This window comes from Nitrospiria bacterium (genome assembly GCA_035517655.1).
GTDB lineage: Bacteria > Nitrospirota > Nitrospiria > JACQBZ01 > JACQBZ01 > JACQBZ01.
On sequence record DATIYJ010000038.1, the window covers coordinates 1 to 18,588 of the forward strand.

An 18,588-nucleotide genomic window follows, 5' to 3' on the forward strand; every position below is an offset into this window, starting at 1 on the left:
CACGATGCGATCCGTGATCGTGTCGCCATTGTCATCGAAGGCGTTGACAAAAACGTCTCCCCCGTGGTACAGATACAGGTCCGTCCAGAAGGGCGCAATTTGAGCATAGGGATTATTGACAAAACTGGCGGGATTTGCGACATAGCTGGCACCGTTATCTCCCCCCAGGCTGACAACGCCGTTTGAGGAAATGGATAGTGTGCTTCCGCCGGTATAGGTAGTCCCAGCGAAGGGAAACGAAAAGGAGTTGAAGATGAGGTCGACCGTTTGGTCATCCGCGCTGTCCAAACCCACCGTGGAAATCGTGTGGCCGATCGCGGACTCCCAAGTGGGAGGCTGTGTCGATGCCGGCGGGTGAGTCATCGTGTTGGAAACCGAGAAGCCTCCCGATCCGTTGGGTATAAAGATGATATTGGTACTATCCACATCCACCGGGGGAGGATTGGCGTTTATAAACCGTTCATAGACGGTGGACTGTGAACCGCTGCCAAAGGGAATGCTGGCGCTCAGGTCGGTGCTGCCCGGGTCGGCGACGCCGCCTCCGGGACTCACCCCGATCAAGACATCGGTATTAACGGATGAGGTGAGGACGATCCCGTTGTACCCCATGATGATCGTCCCGTCGCTTAAAAGTTGCAACTGGACCAAGACATGGCATGCGGGACCGCTGCAGGCATGAAGCCCCACCGCCCAGGTAATCACAATGCGATCAACCGGGCCGCCGCCATCGCTAAAGGTATTGATAAAAACATCTCCCCCGTGTGACGGATCCAGGTCCGTCCAGAACGGCGCAATTCGGGCGAAGGCATCGTTGACCAACAGGGTAGGGCTTCCATTGCAGCAGTCGGCGCCGTTGTCCCCTCCCAGGCTGACAAATCCGTTCGAGGAAATGGACAGTATATCCGAGCCCGTGTAAGTCGTCCCGCCGAAAGGGAAGGAAAAGGTTCCGAAAGTGATGTCGGCCGTGTTATTGTCGTCGTTGTCCAGATGCCCGCCGGAAAGAATCGTGCTGCCGAGGGAGGCTTCCCAGATAGCCGGAGGCGATGATACCACGGGAGGATCCAAGGAAGGCGGCAACGCCTGGACCGATTGCGTGACTCCGAGCATCATGAACACCATCAGTCCTGACAGAAATGCCAGCGGAGCTTGAAACTTGATCCACTTTCGGTTTATGCCCATTTCACACCCCTCTGAGTTAATAAAATGGTCTGCGCTGTGCGATTGATTGGCTCGGCGTGGAAAAGAACCTGCTGAACTATAATGGTTTTGGATAGTTGTGTCAAGCATTTTTTAGGAAATCCAAAATGGGATTTTAAGGCGACTCGACACCCGGTTTGGGCGGGCGGGCCGTCGCGGGTCCGTCTTGGTTCTCATCGCTTTGGATCTGCTCGCTCCGGGCCTTCATCCGGTTTTTATATTCTTCTTTTCGGGCCAGGTAATCATCCGCCGTCTGTGGTTGAACCGCTTTCGGATCCGGGTCCGGCTGTTCGTCCCCCTCTTTTTTCATTTTTTGCATTTTCTCTTCGATCTCCCGGTCGTTGAGCTTCGAAGATGCTTTCTCGGTGAGCAAGAGCGTGCTTTCGGCCGGACTTTTTTGAAAGATCTTTACGCCGACCGGCCGGGTGACGGTTTTTCCGGCCGAGTCCCTCTCTTGTTCATAGATGACCGCGTGGTTGTAGGGATGGATCACTCTATTAATGGCTTCTTCAAGAGGCAGGGGACCGAACGAAAGAGTCAGTCTCTGGTCCGGAACCGGGCTTATATACATGCGGATCCCGGCGGCATCGCCGATCTGTTTCAGCGTTTCTTTCAGAGAGGCGTCTTTGACCGTCAGGGCGAGGGTGCCGTCCTGTCCGTTGTACAATACCCCGGTCTCCGCCGAGCTGATCCGGAAGGCGCTCAAAAGGATCGTACAGAATAGAAAGACGCCCGCCCGCCGTGACCGTCCTGATACTCGCAAAAGATTCCCTTGACGGAGCGAATGATTTGTGAAGGTCATATTTTTTTGATTCGTCGTGATTCCATGGCCGAGGCAACCCAAGACAGTCTCTTGATACTTTAAAACAGATTGGATGTCAAGAAGAATGTCGCACCCTTGAAACACTCCAAGCCGGATACCCAAGTTCAAGCCGGGGTTGCGTTGCGAGCCGGTGCCTAACAGCGCGACCCATTGCTCATTATAACATAGGCCCCGGTCCTTCCTTGATATTGAAAAGTGTTTTTGTTATGCTTCTCCCGAACATGTTGGTGAAGAGGAAGAAATGAATCCGTCCAAGCTCTATCCCGTCATTCTGGCCGGCGGGAGCGGAAGCCGGTTCTGGCCGCTCAGCCGCGAACTCTATCCCAAGCAGCTCCTGAAACTGATCGGGGAGGAGACCATGCTGCAACGAACCCTGCGCTGCGCGATGAGCGCGGCGCCCCCGGAAAACATCCATGTGGTGACGCACCGGCGGCAGGCCGACCCGGTCCGGATGCAGGCGGCCGCGGTCGTCTCGTTGCCGCCCGATCATATCCTCACCGAGCCGAAGGCCCGGAACACCGCGGCCGCGATCGGTCTCGCGGCCGCGGTCTTGAACCGGAAGGATCCGGAAGCCGTGATGGTCGTCATGCCGTCCGATCATGTGATTCTCAAAAACTCGGCCTTCGCGCGCGCGGTGCGCGCGGCGGGCCGTCTGGCCGTGGATGGATGGCTTGTGACCTTCGGCATCAAGGCGGCCGAGCCCGAAACCGGTTATGGATATATCCGTCGGGGCCGGCCGCTTCGGAGCCGTTTGTCGAAGCGGGGTGCGATCGCATATGAGGTCGGCCGGTTTACGGAAAAACCGGATCGGGCGACCGCCCGGCGCTACGTCTCGGACGGCCGGTTTTATTGGAACAGCGGCATTTTTGTCTGGAAGGCCTCCGTCATTCTGGATGCGATTCGACAACTGCAGCCCCGGTTGTACCGGGGACTGGCCGTGATTCAGGCGGCAATGGGAACCTCGGAGGAGGAAAAAACGATCGAGGACGTGTATGACCGACTGGAGGCCGTCTCGATCGATTACGGCATTCTGGAGCGCCTGCCTGCCCGCGGCGGCGGGCCTGCCGGTCGGGCAGGGCTTCATAAGAAACTGGCGGTTCTCCCGGTGGACATGGGCTGGAGCGATGTGGGCAGTTGGACGGCCCTTGAACAGATCAGCCGGCCGGATTCCATGGGGAACGTGACCGTCGGGAACGTCATCGATCTGGACAGCCGGAACTCCATCCTCTACGCGGACAAGCGCCTTGTGGCGACGATCGGCCTCGAAGACGTGATCGTGGTCGATACGGAGGATGCCACGCTGGTCTGCCGTAAAAGTCGCGCGCAGGATGTCCGGACGGTGGTCGCGACCCTGCAGCAACGAAACGCCGAGGAACACCGGGTGCACCGGACCGTCTGGAGGCCGTGGGGAAGTTATACCGTTCTTGAAAACGGGGATCGGTACAAGATCAAACGGATCCTCGTCAATCCAAAAGCCCGCCTGTCCCTCCAGTTGCATCATCGCCGGAGCGAGCACTGGGTCGTCGTTTCGGGGGCCGCGCGCGTGACCTGCGGTGAACGGGTCTATGATCTCGGGGTGAACGAGGGCACCTATATCCCGATGGATACCAAGCACCGTTTGGAGAACCCCGGCGCGGAGCCGCTTCAGATCATCGAGGTCCAGAACGGCGATTACCTAGGCGAAGACGATATCGTGCGGTTTCAGGACGATTACGGCCGCAGGGGTAGCCCGGCATGATTTATTCAGAAAGGATCTTTCGCGAGTACGATATCCGGGGCATCGTCGGTCAGGACCTGACTCCGGATCTGGCGGAGCAGCTCGGAAGAGCGTTCGGCACGACCCTCCGGAGGAAAAACGCCCGTCGGATCGCGGTCGGGCGGGACGGGCGGGAAAGTTCGCCGTTGCTGTGTCAACGCCTGATCCAAGGGATCACCTCGACGGGCATCGGCGTGACGGATGTCGGCGTCTGTCCCACGCCCTTGCTCTATTTTGCCCTGTTTAATCTTCCCGTCGACGGCGGGGTGATGATCACCGCCAGCCACAACCCGGCCGAGTACAACGGTTTCAAGTTGTGCGTCGGAAAAGAAACCCTGTACGGCGAGGATCTTCAAAAACTCCGGCGGATGATCGAGGCGCGGGATTTTGAGTCCGGCCTGCCTGTCCCCGCCCGTCCGGCAGGCGGGGGGCAGGCGGGCGCCGCTCCCTCCGTTGATTCTCAGGAAATCATTCCGTCGTATCTTGATTATCTGAAAGACGCGTTTCGTTCCGTCGACGCGCGGGGAATCAAGGTGGTCGTGGACAGCGGCAACGCGATGGGCGCGCTGGCCGGGCCCCAGGCGCTGAAGAACATGGGATGCGAAGTGATCGAGTTGTATAGCGAGCTGGACAGCCGTTTTCCGAATCATCATCCGGATCCCACCGTGGCGGATAATCTTAAAGACCTGATTGAATCCGTCCGATCGAAGGGGGCGGATCTGGGCGTCGCCTACGACGGGGACGCCGATCGGATCGGCGTGGTGGACGAGCGGGGGGAAATTCTGTGGGGGGACCAATTGCTGGTGATTTTCGCCCGCGACATTCTGCGCCGCCTTCCCGGCGCGTTGATCCTCTCGGAGGTCAAGGCCTCCCAGGTTCTCTACGACGACATCCGGGGCCGCGGCGGACGGGCGCTCATGTGGCGGGCCGGTCATTCGCTCATCAAGTCCAAGATGAAAGAGACCGGCGCGTCGCTGGCGGGGGAAATGAGCGGTCATATCTTTTTTGCGGACCGGTATTTCGGATACGACGACGCGATCTATGCCGGCTGCCGTTTGGTCGAAATCCTCGCCGAAAGCCGGCAACCGGTGTCCGGATTGCTGGCGGACCTTCCCAAGACCAGCTCCACGCCCGAGATCCGCCGGGACTGTTCCGACGACCGGAAGTTTGTCGTCGTGGAGAAATTGAAGGAGCGGTTCGAGGCGCTGCGCTCCCGTCCGACTCCGGATTCCATCCCCATTCGGGATTTGATCACCCTCGACGGCGTTCGGATCGTTTTCGACGACGGATGGGGCCTGGTGCGGGCGTCGAACACGCAGCCGGCCCTGGTCTTGAGGTTTGAAGCCGAGACCCCCGGCCGGATGGACAAGATCCGCCGTTTTGTGGAAGGCGAACTCGCCCGGATCGATTCGTAACTTTTTCCTTGACAGGGTCTTTTTTTTCGGTTATGATCCGCGTGGTTTTGAAGAGCCTTTCTCATCACGTTTCAAAGCGTTGACAGTTTTCCGAGGACAGCACGAAGTTGATCATAAAGAATTGTGATCGAACCGTTGTCATCGAAGTGTGTGAGAGCCGCGACGGCGGCCGTTTTGCGTGATGGTCCCTAATGCCTCGTGAAATTTTCATCTCACGATATTCCGGAGAATCCATCCGCTTCCTTGTCGAAGGGAGGAATGCGATCGGGTTACATGCGAAGTGAGTTTTTAAATTTTATGCTATAATCACTTTTTGTGGCTGTATTACTAGGTAAGAGATCTGGTTATATGAACGAACGTTCACACAAGCAGTAATCACAAAGGAGGAGAACATGGAGGTAATGAAGCAGAAGTGGGGTTCAGGCATAATCGTTGGCCTGCTTTTAACGGTTCTTGTAGTGGCGGGATGTTCGAAGGGAAGCCATGATACCAGCACGTCGGTTTCAACTCCGTCGGCGGCGGCCTTCAAGCCCACGGGAACGATTCAAGGGATCGTGACAGATGCCGTTACTCAGGAACCAATCGTGAATGCGCTCGTCTCGATTGGTGTGGGAACGGACGTAACGAATGCCCAGGGTCAGTACGTTATCGCCAATGTTCCGGCCACGTCCGACGCTTTAAATAACACTGTGTTTGGGGAATATGATATCACGATCGATCTTCGCTCGGTCACCTCGCCGGTTAAGATGACCTCTTCGAGCACCACGCCTCGATATCCGGATTTTAGCTATAGTAACGTCGAGGTAAGTTTCACCTCACTGAATGACTCTTCTCCTTGCCCGGACGGCGCTGACAATGTAAATAACGGTTCCTTGCAGAATTGCGGAACCAACAATACCAACCACGACACGCCGGTGAATAACCTTGTCGCCAACCAGGATATGTCTATCGGTAAACTGGATGCGAACATCAGCGGGACTGTGTTCGGGGGTTGTGAGGATGACAGCAGCTCAGATTTCTATACTCTTAAACCCGGTTATGTTGTAAACCTTCTCAGCAAGGGCAGCGAAAACAGCAGCACGGGTAATGAGGGTCATATTGTGGCGACCGTCACGACCGGTGATGGCACGACTAATCCCGCCGGCCAATTTACATTCACCAATGTCGAAGCGAACACAGATTTCGAGATCCAGGTAATGGACAGCGCGACCAATACGGTCTTTGAGGCGGATAAGTCCGTGACATCACCTACAGATGGTGCGACTGATACATCGTTCCTCGAGGCAAGCAACGCCATTCACGTCTGCCCGGTCAACCCAGATGGGCCGACGATTACTTCGGTCGGTTTCGAACCGGGTTCCGATCTGGCGCCGAGCGCAACCGAAACGGTGACGTTTACGTTCAATTCGCCGGTCGACACGACCCAACCCCAGGCCAGCACGGATCCGAGCAACCAGGTGGGTCTGGTCTTCACGGGCAACCTCGAGGTCGATTGGGATGGAAATAAGGACTTCGTTCCTAGTACGGCGGCCTGGAACGCGGCGGGCGATCAATTGACCGTTACATTTGCAACCGCCGCTTCATCGCTCTATGAGGTCTACCTGGATGTGGACGGTTTGAAAGACACGACCGGTCGGCCGGCCGCAATCGGGACCTGCCCGGATGCCGGATCCGTGCCGAGCCCATGGAACGGAGGCAGCAGCGGTGTTTGCGATGTCTACTTCTCCACCAATGGCGGGCCGACGCCGGGAACACCGGTTCTCACCCTCGTTAACGCCGCAGGCCTTGATGAGGCCGGCGCCACGACCGGTATTTTTGATTGGCCGGTGGTGTCGGGTGCGAAAACCTATAACCTCTACTGCAGCAACGATGAGATAATCTCGGCCGGGACTGTCGAAGCCGGTTCAGTGCATTTGGTCGACAGCGGTCTGACCGACTCGGAAGACACCGTGGACTTCTCCGGTTTCTTGGATCATGATGTGGATTCGTCGAAGAGTTCACAGGTCGGGATCCAGTATCCCTGCTATGTCACCGGTGTTAATTCAGACGGTGTCGAAGGACCGGCAAGCAACACGCAAACGGCTGCGGATGTGCTGGGACCGGAGTTGCAAGCCGGCACGTTCGCCGCTTTTGATGATGACGCGGATGGAAACGCGGATACGGTTCGTGTCCGGTTTGACGAAGCGCTCGACGAGGCTTCGGCCGAGACGACGACCAACTACACGTTTGCGGATGACACCGGAACTGCGCCGACCGTCACGAACGCTTATCTGTGCACGGGTGGGGGCGTTCCGGTTACCCGCTGTCTGGCTCCCACAGCTGGGGAGTATTATGTGGTTCTGACATTCGCGACGCAGACACAAACCGTTGCGGGCTTGCAGGACAATGCCGGCGATACGCTCACGGTATCGGGTGTGAAGGACGTGAACCTGAACACCATCCGGTCGGCCGGCGACGTGTATCATATGTCGACAGGTGCGGTGAATTAACTTCTTGCGCTTTGTAAGGCGTCTGAAGGAAACACGAAAGCAGGGGGGAGAAATCCCCCCTGCTTTTTTCTATACCTATTATTAAGGTTGTTTGTTGATGCGCGGTTTATTCCAAAGGACGCTTGTCCTTTGTCTTTTGCTGTTCCTGCCTTCCTGCCAGTCGGGCGACCTCGATCCCCTCTGGACCATTCTGGTTTATATGGACGGAGACAATAATCTGTCCGCGGCTGCGAACCAGGACCTGATCGAGATGGAAGCGGTCGGTTCCGATTCGCCGGTTCAGGTCGTCGTTCAACTGGACACGATCGACGGCACCACCAAAAGATTGACCGTTCAAAAAGGAAAAGTGACCGTCATCGAGGACCTGGGTGAACTCAACATGGCCAACCCTCGGACGTTGACGGATTTTCTGACGTGGGCCGGCAACAATTATCCGGCGCAACACCGAGCGTTGATACTCTGGGACCACGGCAGCGGATATCTGGATTCGGGTGTTAAAGCCTCTCGTGAATCAACTCGGCATGCCAAGGGCATACTTCAAGACGACACAAACGGGACGCCCTGCTGTCTGTCCAACCGCATCGTTCGCGATGCGATCCTGGCGGCGGGGATGCATTTCGATCTGCTCGGGTTTGACGCAAGCGAGATGGGCGAGATCGAGACGGCCTACGAGTTCAGAAATGCGGCCGACATTCTCGTATTCTCTCAAGAGACGGGACAGGAGAACGGTTGGGACTACACGGCGATTCTGAGCGGTTTAGAGCGGCATCCGGGGATGACGTCGGAAGATCTGGCCCAACTGATTGTTGAAGCCTATCGGAACTTTTATGAAAACATATTCTATCCCGCCAACCCTGATTTTGAGCAGCATCTCACCGTTTCGGCCATCCGATTGGGCTCCGCTTTTGAATCGTTCGTGGTCAAGATTAATAATCTGGCATTGCAGTTAAAGGCTGCGATCAACCACGGTTCAACACGGGATGCGACCGTTGCGGCGGTCGGTTCGGCACGGGATGCGGCTCAGGGCATGGTCCTTCAAACGGCTCCCGACGTTTATGCCGATTTTCTGGACTGGGTGGATAAACTTTTATCGCAGCCGGGGCTGGATCCATCCATACGGACGGCCCTGACGAACCTGCAGGCCGCGAAGGATAGCGTTGTGATCTCCGAATACCATGGCCGCGCGCGGCCCGGGGCCACGGGGCTGTCCATCGTGTTTTTCAAGCTTCCGGAAGCCCAAAACGTTGGTACCTTCGATGCGGATTACGTCGGAGGAGCCGAAGACTTGGATCTTATCAACGATACGAATTGGAACGAATTCCTGTCCGTCTACTATTCGGCCGCGGGACTGTTATGAGATGATATAAGCTCTTTCCATCCGGAGAACACGGCGTGCCGCCCGGAATATAAATCAAAAAACGCCGCGAGGCCGATGTTCTGCTCTTTCTGTTCGAAGAACTGGCCTTCCACGGCGTTGCCGTCGAAATACTCGACGGCGATTCTCAGACCATGCGATTCATCCGGTCGTTTGATCGACACCCCGGCCTGGAGATTGAGATTGAGGCTCCAATTCGTCTCCTCCTTTACCTGAAGGTCATCCGCCAGATAGAGACGAAATTCGCGATGGAAAAACGTTCTGGCCGGAGAGAAAAATTCGGACCCCGCTTGATAATTGTGCAAGTAGCGCCAGTCGATGCCATCGAAAGCAAAAGCCGCCCCGGCATAAAGGCGATCGAGCGGGCTAAAACGGTACGCGATCAACAACCTGATCACGTCCCGCGAATACTCGGCCGGTTCTATGGGAGGGGTGGAATCCGCATTCTTGAAGATCGTTTCATCCAGGAGGTGGCTGCTGGTATGATAGGGAGTGAGTTGAAAAGCCCAGCCGTTTGTGCCGGAGCGCGGGATCAGGTCGATCGGAAATCCGATCAGAAAGTCCGTCGTCTCGCCGCCGAACAAATCATACAGGTCGAAGCGGGAGAAAATGCCCCCCGCGATGTTCAGCTGGAGAGCCGTCGGTCCGGCATCGAGCCGAAGCAGGCCGAAGGTGGTTCCCGCCGAAACCTTCCCGATGTGCGTCTCGTGATTCGTCGTGGCCATGTATTTAAGGGAAAGAACGGGCGTCATGGGATCGGCCAGGGGAGGCGCGAAGAGCGGGCCGGAGGGGAGGAGCGTCAAATCGGCGGACCGCGCTTCCGCCGCGATGACGCGGCAGGGCCATGCGAGGAGGGCCGGCAGAACAAGAAAGAGAAGGAGTCGTTTGAGATGCATCGGTTGTCGGACGGGTATCGTAGCATAACGGATTTTCCAGTCCAAGAAGATTCGCTGTTTCAAAGTTATTGAAATCTTCCGTGAAACCTGATATAAGAACATAATATTTATTTTGAAGAATCCGGAAATTTGAGAACAGGGTTCTTCAGAACCGGGGCTATGAAGAAAGCGCTCATCACCGGCATTACAGGTCAGGACGGTTCCTATTTGGCGGAGATGCTCCTCTCCAAGGGCTATCGCGTCTACGGCATGGTCCGTCGTTCGAGCACGGAGAATTTCGAGCGCATCGAACATCTCCGCGACCGGATCGAGCTTCGGCAGGCGGATCTTCTCGATCAACTTTCCATTATTAATCTGATCCGGGCGACTCGGCCGGAGGAGATCTACAATCTCGCGGCCCAATCCTTTGTTCCGACCTCCTGGGAACAACCGCTGCTCACGGCCGAATTCACGGCGCTCGGCGTCTGTCGCGTCCTGGAGGCGGTCCGGCTGGTCGATCGCGGAATTAAATTCTACCAGGCCTCGAGCAGCGAGATGTTCGGGAAGGTCCGTGAGGTTCCCCAGACGGAGAAGACCCCGTTTTATCCCCGGAGCCCCTACGGCGTCTCGAAGGTCTTCGGCCATTATCTGACGATCAATTACCGGGAGAGCTATGATCTTTTCGCCTGCAGCGGGATACTCTTTAATCATGAATCGCCGCGGCGGGGGCTGGAGTTCATCTCCCGGAAGATCACGCACGGCGCGGCGCGGATCAAACTGGGATTGGACAAGGAATTGCCTCTCGGCAATCTGGACGCCGAACGCGACTGGGGTTACGCGGGCGACTATGTCGAGGCGATCTGGCGAATGCTGCAGCAGGAAAAGCCGGATGATTACGTCATCGCCACGGGGATCAAGCATTCGGTGAGAGATCTGGCCGACCTGGCTTTTTCGCACGTAGGTCTGAACTACAAGGACCATGTGGTGGTCGACAAAGCCCTCTTGCGACCCGCGGAGGTGGACCATCTGCTGGGCGATTCGACCAAGGCGCGGACCCATCTGGGATGGAAGCCGAAGGTCTCGTTCGAGGAATTGATCCGGATGATGGTGGATGCCGATCTTGAAAAAGTCAAACAACAGATCGCACGAAGATAAACCGAAGGCCTTCGTCACAGGCATCAATGGATTCGTCGGCAGCCACCTCGCCGAACTGCTGTTGTCGGAAGGATACTCCGTCTTCGGCCTGTCGGTCAACCGTGACCTGGCGCATCTCTCCACGATCAAATCCCGGGTCTCGATTGCGTACGGGGATATCCGGGACGGAAAGGTCGTCAAGGATGTCCTGGCCGAGGTGAAGCCGGACTACATTTACCACCTCGCCGGTTCGGCTTTTGTTCCCGACGCGGATGCCGATCCAAGACTCGTCTATGAAGTCAATGTGCTCGGAACGTTGAATCTGCTCGAGACCGTCCGATCCGGCCGTTTGAGTCCCAGGATTCTGATCGTCGGTTCGGGCGAGGTGTACGGCCCGGTGCCCGAAGAGCGTCTGCCCGTGAACGAGGATTTTCCCCTCAATCCGACGAGCCCCTACGGCGTGACAAAGGCCTGCGCCGATCTGCTGGCGTCCCAGTACGCGGCCTCGTATCAAATGGACGTCGTTCGCGTCCGGCCGTTCAATCATATCGGTCCCCGTCAGTCGGAGCAATTCGTCTGCTCGAGTTTCGCGAAGCAGATCGTCGAGATCGAGAAGGGCCTTCGCAAACCGGTGCTCGAGGTCGGGAACCTCGAAGCCCGCCGGGACTTCACCGACGTGCGCGACGTCGTGAAGGCCTATCGCACGGTGGTGGAAAAAGCGCATCGCGGCGAAGTATACAACGTCGGCAGCGGCAGGGCGTGGAAGATTGCGGACCTTGTGACCCTGTTGATCGGTCAAAGCGCGGTTAAGAAAATCGAGATTCGGCACGAACAAGTCCGTGTCCGTCCGAATGATCTCCAGGTCATGCTTTGCGATCCTTCAAAACTGCAGAAGCAATTGGGATGGAAGCCGATGATTCCTATCGAGCGAACATTGCGGGATCTACTGGAATATTGGAGAAAGACCCCCTAAATAACGTGCTGCATAAACCGGGTTTTCAGAAACTCACATTACTAAATTTTTTCTACACTGAAGACTAAGTTTGGTGTGTCGTTCGATTGAAACGGAATTGATTGAAGACACAACGCATCATTTTCTGTAAACTTATCATTCCAACTACATGGTCGGTGCGCTTCCATAAAAGGAGGAGCGATGGCTTGCTAAAACGCCATCGCAGGTGAAAATCTATGGGCTTTTGGCAAAATAAAAAGGTGGTTGTAACCGGCGGCGCCGGTTTCCTCGGCTCCTTTGTTGTGGAAAAACTCCGACAAAGGGGTTGTAGGGAAATCGTTGTTCCCCGAAGTAAAGACTACAACCTGGTCGAGATGGAGATGGTGAAACGTCTGTATAAGGACTCCCAACCGGACATGGTCATTCATCTGGCGGCCCGTGTCGGAGGGATCGGGGCGAACCAGGCCAACCCCGGTAAATTCTTCTACGACAACCTTATGATGGGGGCTCAGCTGATGGAAATCGGCAGACAGGTCGGTCTGAAGAAGTTCATCGCCACGGCAACAATTTGTGCCTATCCCAAATTTACACCCGTGCCTTTCAAGGAAGAAAACCTCTGGAATGGTTATCCGGAAGAGACCAACGCGCCTTACGGTCTTGCCAAGAAAACGTTACTCGTGCAATCGCAGGCCTACCGACAACAATACGGTTTCAACTCGGTTGTGCTTTTCCCCGTGAACCTGTATGGTCCAAGGGACAACTTTGACCTGGAAACTTCCCATGTCATTCCTGCGCTGATTAAAAAGTGCCTTAAAGCAAAGACTGAGGCTGAGCCGTCCATTACGGTCTGGGGCACCGGTACCCCGACGCGGGAATTTCTCTATGTGGAGGACGCCGCCGAGGGGATTCTGCTGGCCGCCGAATATTACGACAAGAGCGAACCGGTCAATCTGGGAGCTGGATTTGAGATTTCCATTCATGACCTGGTAGATCTCATCGTCAAGCTCACCGGGTTTTCCGGAAAGATCGTTTGGGATACTTCCAAACCTGACGGCCAACCAAGAAGATGTCTTGATACCGCAAGAGCTTTTAAAGAGTTCGGTTTCAAAGCGAAGACATCCTTTGAAGATGGGTTGAGAAAAACGATTGAATGGTATCGGGAAGAAGTCAGCTTGAAATGAACGATGCGATGCATGCTTCAATACGACGACTCTAATGTAATATGGGTGATATGCAACTAGGAAGATCGCTCTTTAATTTTCTACGAAAAATAGTTCAAAACCGGTATATGATCCGAAGTCTTGTGGTTCGCGATATCCGCACACGTTACATGGGTTCCTTTTTGGGCGTCTTCTGGGCTCTCGTGCATCCGCTCACCCAGCTTATCATTTTTTACTTCGTTTTTTCCGTTGTCCTTAAGGCCAAACTCGGCGCCGAGTATGCGGATACCAATTATGCCCTCTGGCTGATGTCAGGCATGTTGCCTTGGATTATTTTCAGCGAAGTGGTAAGTCGGTCTCCGAATGCGGTGTTGGAACAGGCCAACTTGATTAGAAAAACGGTTTTTCCATCCGAGATCCTGCCGTTCGCCCATGTTTCAGCCGCGTTGGTCAACCATCTCATCCTGTTTGTGATGCTGCTTGGATTTCTGCTTCTATCGGGACAGGGTTTGTCGTTGAAATTAGCATGGCTTCCCCTTTATCTGGCCGGGATCATCCTGTTTGCCCTTGGGCTGGCCTGGATTTTATCCGCACTGAATGTTTTTCTGAGAGACATCGGCCAGATTTTGGGTGTTCTCCTTAATCTTTGGTTTTTCTTTACACCGATCATCTATCCGGCGAGCCTGATACCGGAGGCATTTCGACCCTGGCTGGCGCTTAATCCGATGCTTTACCCGGTGGAAGGCTACCGAATGGCCCTTTTGGGACGAACAGAGCCCGATTTCTCCGGATTAGTCATCCTTTTCATATGGGGGATCGGAGCCTTCATGGTGGGCGGTCTGGTTTTCAAAAAGCTGAAACCCGCCTTTGCGGATGTTTTATGATATGAACGTTATCGAAGTCAACAATCTGACGAAAGTCTATAAGCTCTATTCATCTCCAAAGGATCGCTTGAAAGAAATCCTGAGCAAGAAAAAGCTTCACCATGACTTCTATGCCTTGAACGATGTCTCCTTCAGTGTTGAAAAAGGCCAAACGGTCGGCGTCATCGGCCAGAACGGCAGCGGGAAAAGTACACTCCTCCAGATCATCTGTGGAGTTCTTCAACCGACGAGCGGGAGCATTCGCGCCAACGGCCGCATTGCCGCGTTGTTGGAGCTCGGCGCCGGTTTCAATCCGGCATTCACCGGTCGGGAAAATGTTTATATGAACGGGGCGCTCATGGGGTTTAATCGCGAAGAGATGGAACGGCGTTTTCCCGAAATTGAAGCCTTTGCCGAGATCGGCGAGTTTATTGATCAGCCGGTAAAAACCTATTCCACCGGTATGTTCGTTCGTCTGGCGTTCTCGGCAGCCATCCATGTTGATCCGGACATCTTAATCGTCGACGAGGCCCTCGCGGTTGGGGATATCTTTTTCCGGCAAAAATGCTATAAGCGGCTTGCCGATCTGCAAGACAGGGGATGCTCGATCATTTTGGTTTCGCATGCCATGAATGATGTGGAACAATTCTGTCAGCGTGCCCTGTTGTTGCATCACGGCGGGGCCATATTTAATGGGCCAACGTCTGAAGCGGTCAGACGCTACTATCTGATCGAGCAGGAGGGTCGCATAGCAAAGCAGGCGCGGCCGTCGATACAATTTGAAAACGAACCTTCATCACCTCTGTTGCCCCCTTCCATGGAAACGGGCTTTTGGCCGCCGACGGAGGTTTTCCTGGACATTTCAAAGATGTCCCAACTCAGCAACGGTTGGGCGCGCTGCACAGGAATCGCTATATGTGATTCCGACGGCCGGCCATGCCGTTCCTTTGAACAAGGTGAAAGGGCGAGCTTCTTCTATGAATTTGAACTTCTGCACGAGATCGAAGTTCCCATCGGCGGTTTAGTGATTCAAAATGATAAGGGCGTGCTGGTCCATGGAAAGAGCACACTTGAGTATGGCTCCAACGTGCCGATCGGGATAAAACAAGGGAGCCGGCTGCGGTTCCGCCAAGATGTTTCTCTGGAAATCGCCATCGGTGAGTATACCCTGTATGAAGTGGGTTTGGCCACATTGAGTTTAAACGATTTTCAACAAAAAGAGTACTATTCCTATACGGACTTGAGCACGAAACTTCTTAGACTATGCCATCTTACAGACGTGGCCCGCTTTGCCGTGTTGCCTCGGTCCAAGGGTTTCCCTGTTCAACTTTTACACCATGGCATAGCCAACTTACAGGGGCAGTGTCAAGTGTCGGTCATTTGAAACATCCCATGACGGTGGATTACTCGCCATGATAAATGAACTGTTTTGGCCGTCTCCTGAGGCCTTTCTGGAACTTGACGACAGCAATCACTTCACCGATGGATCGGCGCATTGTACGGGAGTGGCTGTATGTGATGATAAGGGACATCCCAATAGAATATTCTACCAGGGGCAGACGGCACACTTCTTTTACGAATTTGAGATCGTGGGAAAGATCGATAAACCGTCCGGCGGCCTGGAATTTTGCGATTCGAGGGGCGACGTCATCCACGGGAAGAACACGATCCAGTATGGAACTAAAATGCCGGACACGATTAATCCGAATACAAGATTGCGCTTTCACCAGACCATCAAAATGGAAGTGAGACCCGGAGTGTATTTGTTCGGCGTCGGTCTTGCTTCGATCGATCAGGCTTCTTTCGTGAAATATTGCGATGGCCTTATGTCTCATGAAGAATTTAACCGTTTGATTAAAGAACACGCTCGGTGTAGAAATGTCGGATCATTCGAGGTCAGGTTGATGCCGATGGGCAGGCTTTTGCATTATGGGGTTTCTAATCTTCCGGGTAATTGCAGTGTTACGGTCGTGGAATCCTCGGCGTCCGATGCCCGTCCCGCTCTTCTACATAAGGATGCGAAAATTTCAGACCCGACGATTTTCCATGTGACGCACTGGAAAGCGGGATCGCAATGGATTTACAGAATTTTACAGGAGTGTGTTCCCCATCTCATCGTGGCTCCGGAAGTGGGAGAACACCAATTTCTTCGTTGGCCGATAAGGCCGGGGATGGTGTATCCTACCGTCTATGTCACCCGGCAACAGTTCGAGAGCGTTCGCCTGCCGCAGAATTGGAAGCGTTTTGTTATCATGCGGGATCTTCGAGATACGCTCGTTTCCGCTTATTTTAGCATGAAATTCAGCCATCCGATCAGCGAGCCAATGCTGGCCCTATGGCGTTCGAAGTTGCACTCGATGGACCTGGAAGAGGGACTCATTTATCTCATGGACGAGTGGCTGCCCGGTTGCGCGCATATTCAAGTTTCATGGCTGGAAGCCGGGGATCGCTTGATCCGCTATGAGGATTTGTTGGACCATGATCTGGAGATTTTGGAACCCTTGTTGCTCGATGAATTCCGATTGCCGGTTTCCCGTGCCCGGTTCAAAAATGCGGTTTTAAAAAACCGTTTTGAAAAAATGACGGGGGGGCGACGCCAGGGAGATGAGGATATCTTGGCCCATGAGCGGAAGGGCGTGGCCGGCGACTGGAGGAATTATTTTACAAGGAACCTAAGCAGGTCTTTTAAAGCTCGTTACGGCGGACTGCTGGTCGAAACCGGATATGAAAAGGACTTAAACTGGTAATGGGTCGATTTTGATGAAACAAGTCATTCTATCGGCGGACGAAGTTCTTGGCGGCTATGAGGCGGTCGGTCAACTCTATCCTTATATACCGCCGATGAGCCTATGGCGGGCATGGGAATATGCGGCCTATCGGCGCTACCGACTTGCTGAACCGGTCTTGGATGTGGGTTGCGGGGATGGAAAATATTTCCGGCTGATTTGGCCTCAGATCAGGGATGTGATCGGCGTCGATATGAATCCGGAGGTGGCCCTTGCGGCGAAGCAGTCCGGAGTATACCGTGAAGTACATGTGGCTCCCGCCCACCGCTTGGCTATTCATTCCGGACGTTTTGCTTCCGCTTTTGCAAACTGTTCTCTTGAACATATGGATCATCTCCCGGTGGTGCTCGAGGGCATCTGCGGCTCCCTTTCTCCCGGCGGGACCTTTCTACTCAGTGTGGTCACGGATAAATTTACCGAATGGGCTACACTGCCCTTGCTTGTCAATCAGATCGGCCAGACAGAGCGAGCGAGATCCCTGCAGGCTGAATATGAAGCTTATCACCATCTGGTGAACCCGTTTCCTCCAACCGTCTGGGCAGAGCAGTTGGAAAAGGCGGGGTTTGAGGTATTGGAGCATATCCCCATCATTCCGGAAATGACGAGCCGCTTATTTTTGTTTTTGGATCACTTGTGGCATGTCAAAACGTCCTACGGTGAAATAGGGGATTGGATGCACCCCTACTTGATGACTTTATCGAATTTTCCTCAAGCATTCCGGGAAATATTTCATGGGACTTTGCAAATGGAACGGGACTGGTCCGTGGGCAGCGGAGCGGTGTTCTCGGTACGGAAGAATAAATGAATGAATCGCAGCCGTGCTGGTGTGGAAACAAAAGTCTGGTCAGCTTCTCGCCGGAGTACTTGAAGTGCGCTTCCTGCGGGACCTTGGTTTCCACCTGTTTTCCAAAATCGGATATTGGGAAGGTCGTTGACGACGAGAAGGATTTTTATGGACGAAATTACTGGTTTTCCCACCAGGAAAAAGACCTTGGATTCGATAATATAATAGCTCGATCCCGCACCGACCTCTCCGAACGTTGTCTTCATTGGCTGCGGTCCGTCCTCAAGTACAAATTGCCGCCCGCCGAGATTCTTGAGTTGGGAAGCGGCCATGGCGGCTTTGTCGCATTGCTTCGCCAATGCGGTTTTAACGCCACCGGGCTTGAGATCAGTCCTTGGGTGGTGGACTTCGCCCGCAAGACCTTTGGTGTGCCGATGCGGCTTGGACCGGTAGAGGATCAAAAGATTAACCCCGGCTCGCTGGACGTTATCGCCTTGATGGATGTCCTGGAGCACCTGCCCGATCCGGCCGGCACGATGCGATGTTGTCTGAAGCTGCTCAAACCGGACGGCATTCTTGTCATCCAAACGCCTCGCTTCCCGGGGAATAAGTCTTACGACGAGATGGTATCTGATAAGAATCGATTTTTGGAAATGTTGCAGAAAGAGGAACATCTTTATCTTTTCAGTGAACAATCCATTTGCCGATTTTTCCATGATTTGGGATGCGACTGCCTTCTTTTCGAGCAGGCGTTTTTCCCTCACTATGACATGTTTGTCATCGTAAGCCAAATTCCGACTGCGTTGCATTCGAAAGAGGAGATTGATAGGGGACTCAGCAGTACGCGCGGTGGACGGATTATTCAGGCCTTGCTTGACAAGGATGAAAGTTCCCGACAAGTGGCCAAACGCTTGCAGGAATCCGAGGCCGACCGGGAGGCGCGGCTGGAGCAAATCAATGAGCTCACCCGACGTTTAAA

Annotated in this window: 15 protein-coding genes; 12 read left to right on the top strand and 3 right to left on the bottom strand. The window is 54.5% G+C overall.

The genetic code is table 11. The annotated features are described in order from the left end of the window. Together VLY20_07565 and VLY20_07570 are read right to left on the bottom strand one after the other, a co-directional pair. On the bottom strand, positions 1-1,179 hold a 1,179-nt coding region (locus VLY20_07565; protein ID HUK56500.1), incomplete at its 3' end, for a hypothetical protein. 133 nt (positions 1,180-1,312) lie between these two features. Next, the gene (locus VLY20_07570) at positions 1,313-1,903 is read right to left on the bottom strand and encodes a hypothetical protein (GenBank protein ID HUK56501.1); all 591 of its coding nucleotides are present in this window, start codon (positions 1,901-1,903) and stop codon (positions 1,313-1,315) included. A gap of 358 nt (positions 1,904-2,261) precedes the next feature. Between VLY20_07570 and VLY20_07575 the strand changes: the two genes are divergently transcribed. From VLY20_07575 to VLY20_07590, 4 genes are all read left to right on the top strand, one after another. Further along, positions 2,262-3,758 carry a mannose-1-phosphate guanylyltransferase/mannose-6-phosphate isomerase gene (locus tag VLY20_07575; GenBank protein ID HUK56502.1) on the top strand — a complete coding sequence of 499 codons (1,497 nt, stop codon included), beginning with the start codon at positions 2,262-2,264 and terminating at the stop codon, positions 3,756-3,758. Next, a complete protein-coding gene (locus VLY20_07580) occupies positions 3,755-5,191 on the top strand; it encodes a phosphomannomutase/phosphoglucomutase (GenBank protein ID HUK56503.1) in 1,437 nt (478 codons plus the stop codon). Before VLY20_07575 ends, VLY20_07580 begins: the two co-directional genes overlap by 4 nt. A gap of 392 nt (positions 5,192-5,583) precedes the next feature. After that, positions 5,584-7,680, top strand: a complete 2,097-nt coding sequence (locus VLY20_07585; protein ID HUK56504.1) for a hypothetical protein — start codon at positions 5,584-5,586, stop codon at positions 7,678-7,680. Between the two features lie 97 nt (positions 7,681-7,777). After that, positions 7,778-9,037, top strand: coding sequence for a clostripain-related cysteine peptidase (locus VLY20_07590; protein ID HUK56505.1), 1,260 nt, complete (start codon positions 7,778-7,780; stop codon positions 9,035-9,037). Here VLY20_07590 and VLY20_07595 read toward each other — a convergent pair. Further along, a complete protein-coding gene (locus tag VLY20_07595) occupies positions 9,013-9,951 on the bottom strand; it encodes a DUF1207 domain-containing protein (protein ID HUK56506.1) in 939 nt (312 codons plus the stop codon). The genes VLY20_07590 and VLY20_07595 overlap by 25 nt on opposite strands. Positions 9,952-10,110: 159 nt before the next feature. Between VLY20_07595 and gmd the strand changes: the two genes are divergently transcribed. The 8 genes from gmd to VLY20_07635 form a co-directional block, all read left to right on the top strand. Continuing rightward, the gene (gene gmd / locus VLY20_07600; protein ID HUK56507.1) at positions 10,111-11,085 is read left to right on the top strand and encodes a GDP-mannose 4,6-dehydratase; all 975 of its coding nucleotides are present in this window, start codon (positions 10,111-10,113) and stop codon (positions 11,083-11,085) included. Beyond that, a complete protein-coding gene (locus VLY20_07605) occupies positions 11,042-12,037 on the top strand; it encodes a GDP-mannose 4,6-dehydratase (GenBank protein HUK56508.1) in 996 nt (331 codons plus the stop codon). The genes gmd and VLY20_07605 overlap by 44 nt, the downstream gene beginning before the upstream one ends. A gap of 215 nt (positions 12,038-12,252) precedes the next feature. Beyond that, on the top strand, positions 12,253-13,197 hold the full coding sequence (locus VLY20_07610) for a GDP-L-fucose synthase (GenBank protein ID HUK56509.1): 945 nt from the start codon (positions 12,253-12,255) through the stop codon (positions 13,195-13,197). Between the two features lie 107 nt (positions 13,198-13,304). Continuing rightward, on the top strand, positions 13,305-14,060 hold the full coding sequence (locus tag VLY20_07615) for an ABC transporter permease (protein HUK56510.1): 756 nt from the start codon (positions 13,305-13,307) through the stop codon (positions 14,058-14,060). A 1-nt stretch (position 14,061) separates the two neighbouring features. Continuing rightward, entirely contained in the window at positions 14,062-15,423 is a 1,362-nt protein-coding gene (locus VLY20_07620; protein ID HUK56511.1) for an ABC transporter ATP-binding protein, read from the top strand. Between the two features lie 28 nt (positions 15,424-15,451). Further along, entirely contained in the window at positions 15,452-16,786 is a 1,335-nt protein-coding gene (locus tag VLY20_07625; protein HUK56512.1) for a Wzt carbohydrate-binding domain-containing protein, read from the top strand. Between the two features lie 13 nt (positions 16,787-16,799). Beyond that, complete coding sequence (locus VLY20_07630) at positions 16,800-17,630, top strand: methyltransferase domain-containing protein (protein HUK56513.1); 831 nt, start codon at positions 16,800-16,802, stop codon at positions 17,628-17,630. A gap of 272 nt (positions 17,631-17,902) precedes the next feature. Further along, on the top strand, positions 17,903-18,588 hold a 686-nt coding region (locus VLY20_07635; protein HUK56514.1), incomplete at its 3' end, for a class I SAM-dependent methyltransferase.

What these genes read in the sequence shown, in the direction of transcription:
- VLY20_07575 (HUK56502.1), top strand. Translation starts at nt 2,262, where the DNA reads ATGAATCCGTCCAAGCTCTATCCCGTCATTCTGGCCGGCGGGAGCGGA.
- VLY20_07580 (HUK56503.1), top strand. Translation starts at nt 3,755, where the DNA reads ATGATTTATTCAGAAAGGATCTTTCGCGAGTACGATATCCGGGGCATC.
- VLY20_07585 (HUK56504.1), top strand. Translation starts at nt 5,584, where the DNA reads ATGGAGGTAATGAAGCAGAAGTGGGGTTCAGGCATAATCGTTGGCCTG.
- VLY20_07590 (HUK56505.1), top strand. Translation starts at nt 7,778, where the DNA reads ATGCGCGGTTTATTCCAAAGGACGCTTGTCCTTTGTCTTTTGCTGTTC.
- VLY20_07595 (HUK56506.1), bottom strand. Translation starts at nt 9,951, where the DNA reads ATGCATCTCAAACGACTCCTTCTCTTTCTTGTTCTGCCGGCCCTCCTC.
- gmd (HUK56507.1), top strand. Translation starts at nt 10,111, where the DNA reads ATGAAGAAAGCGCTCATCACCGGCATTACAGGTCAGGACGGTTCCTAT.
- VLY20_07605 (HUK56508.1), top strand. Translation starts at nt 11,042, where the DNA reads ATGCCGATCTTGAAAAAGTCAAACAACAGATCGCACGAAGATAAACCG.
- VLY20_07610 (HUK56509.1), top strand. Translation starts at nt 12,253, where the DNA reads ATGGGCTTTTGGCAAAATAAAAAGGTGGTTGTAACCGGCGGCGCCGGT.
- VLY20_07615 (HUK56510.1), top strand. Translation starts at nt 13,305, where the DNA reads ATGATCCGAAGTCTTGTGGTTCGCGATATCCGCACACGTTACATGGGT.
- VLY20_07620 (HUK56511.1), top strand. Translation starts at nt 14,062, where the DNA reads ATGAACGTTATCGAAGTCAACAATCTGACGAAAGTCTATAAGCTCTAT.
- VLY20_07625 (HUK56512.1), top strand. Translation starts at nt 15,452, where the DNA reads ATGATAAATGAACTGTTTTGGCCGTCTCCTGAGGCCTTTCTGGAACTT.
- VLY20_07630 (HUK56513.1), top strand. Translation starts at nt 16,800, where the DNA reads ATGAAACAAGTCATTCTATCGGCGGACGAAGTTCTTGGCGGCTATGAG.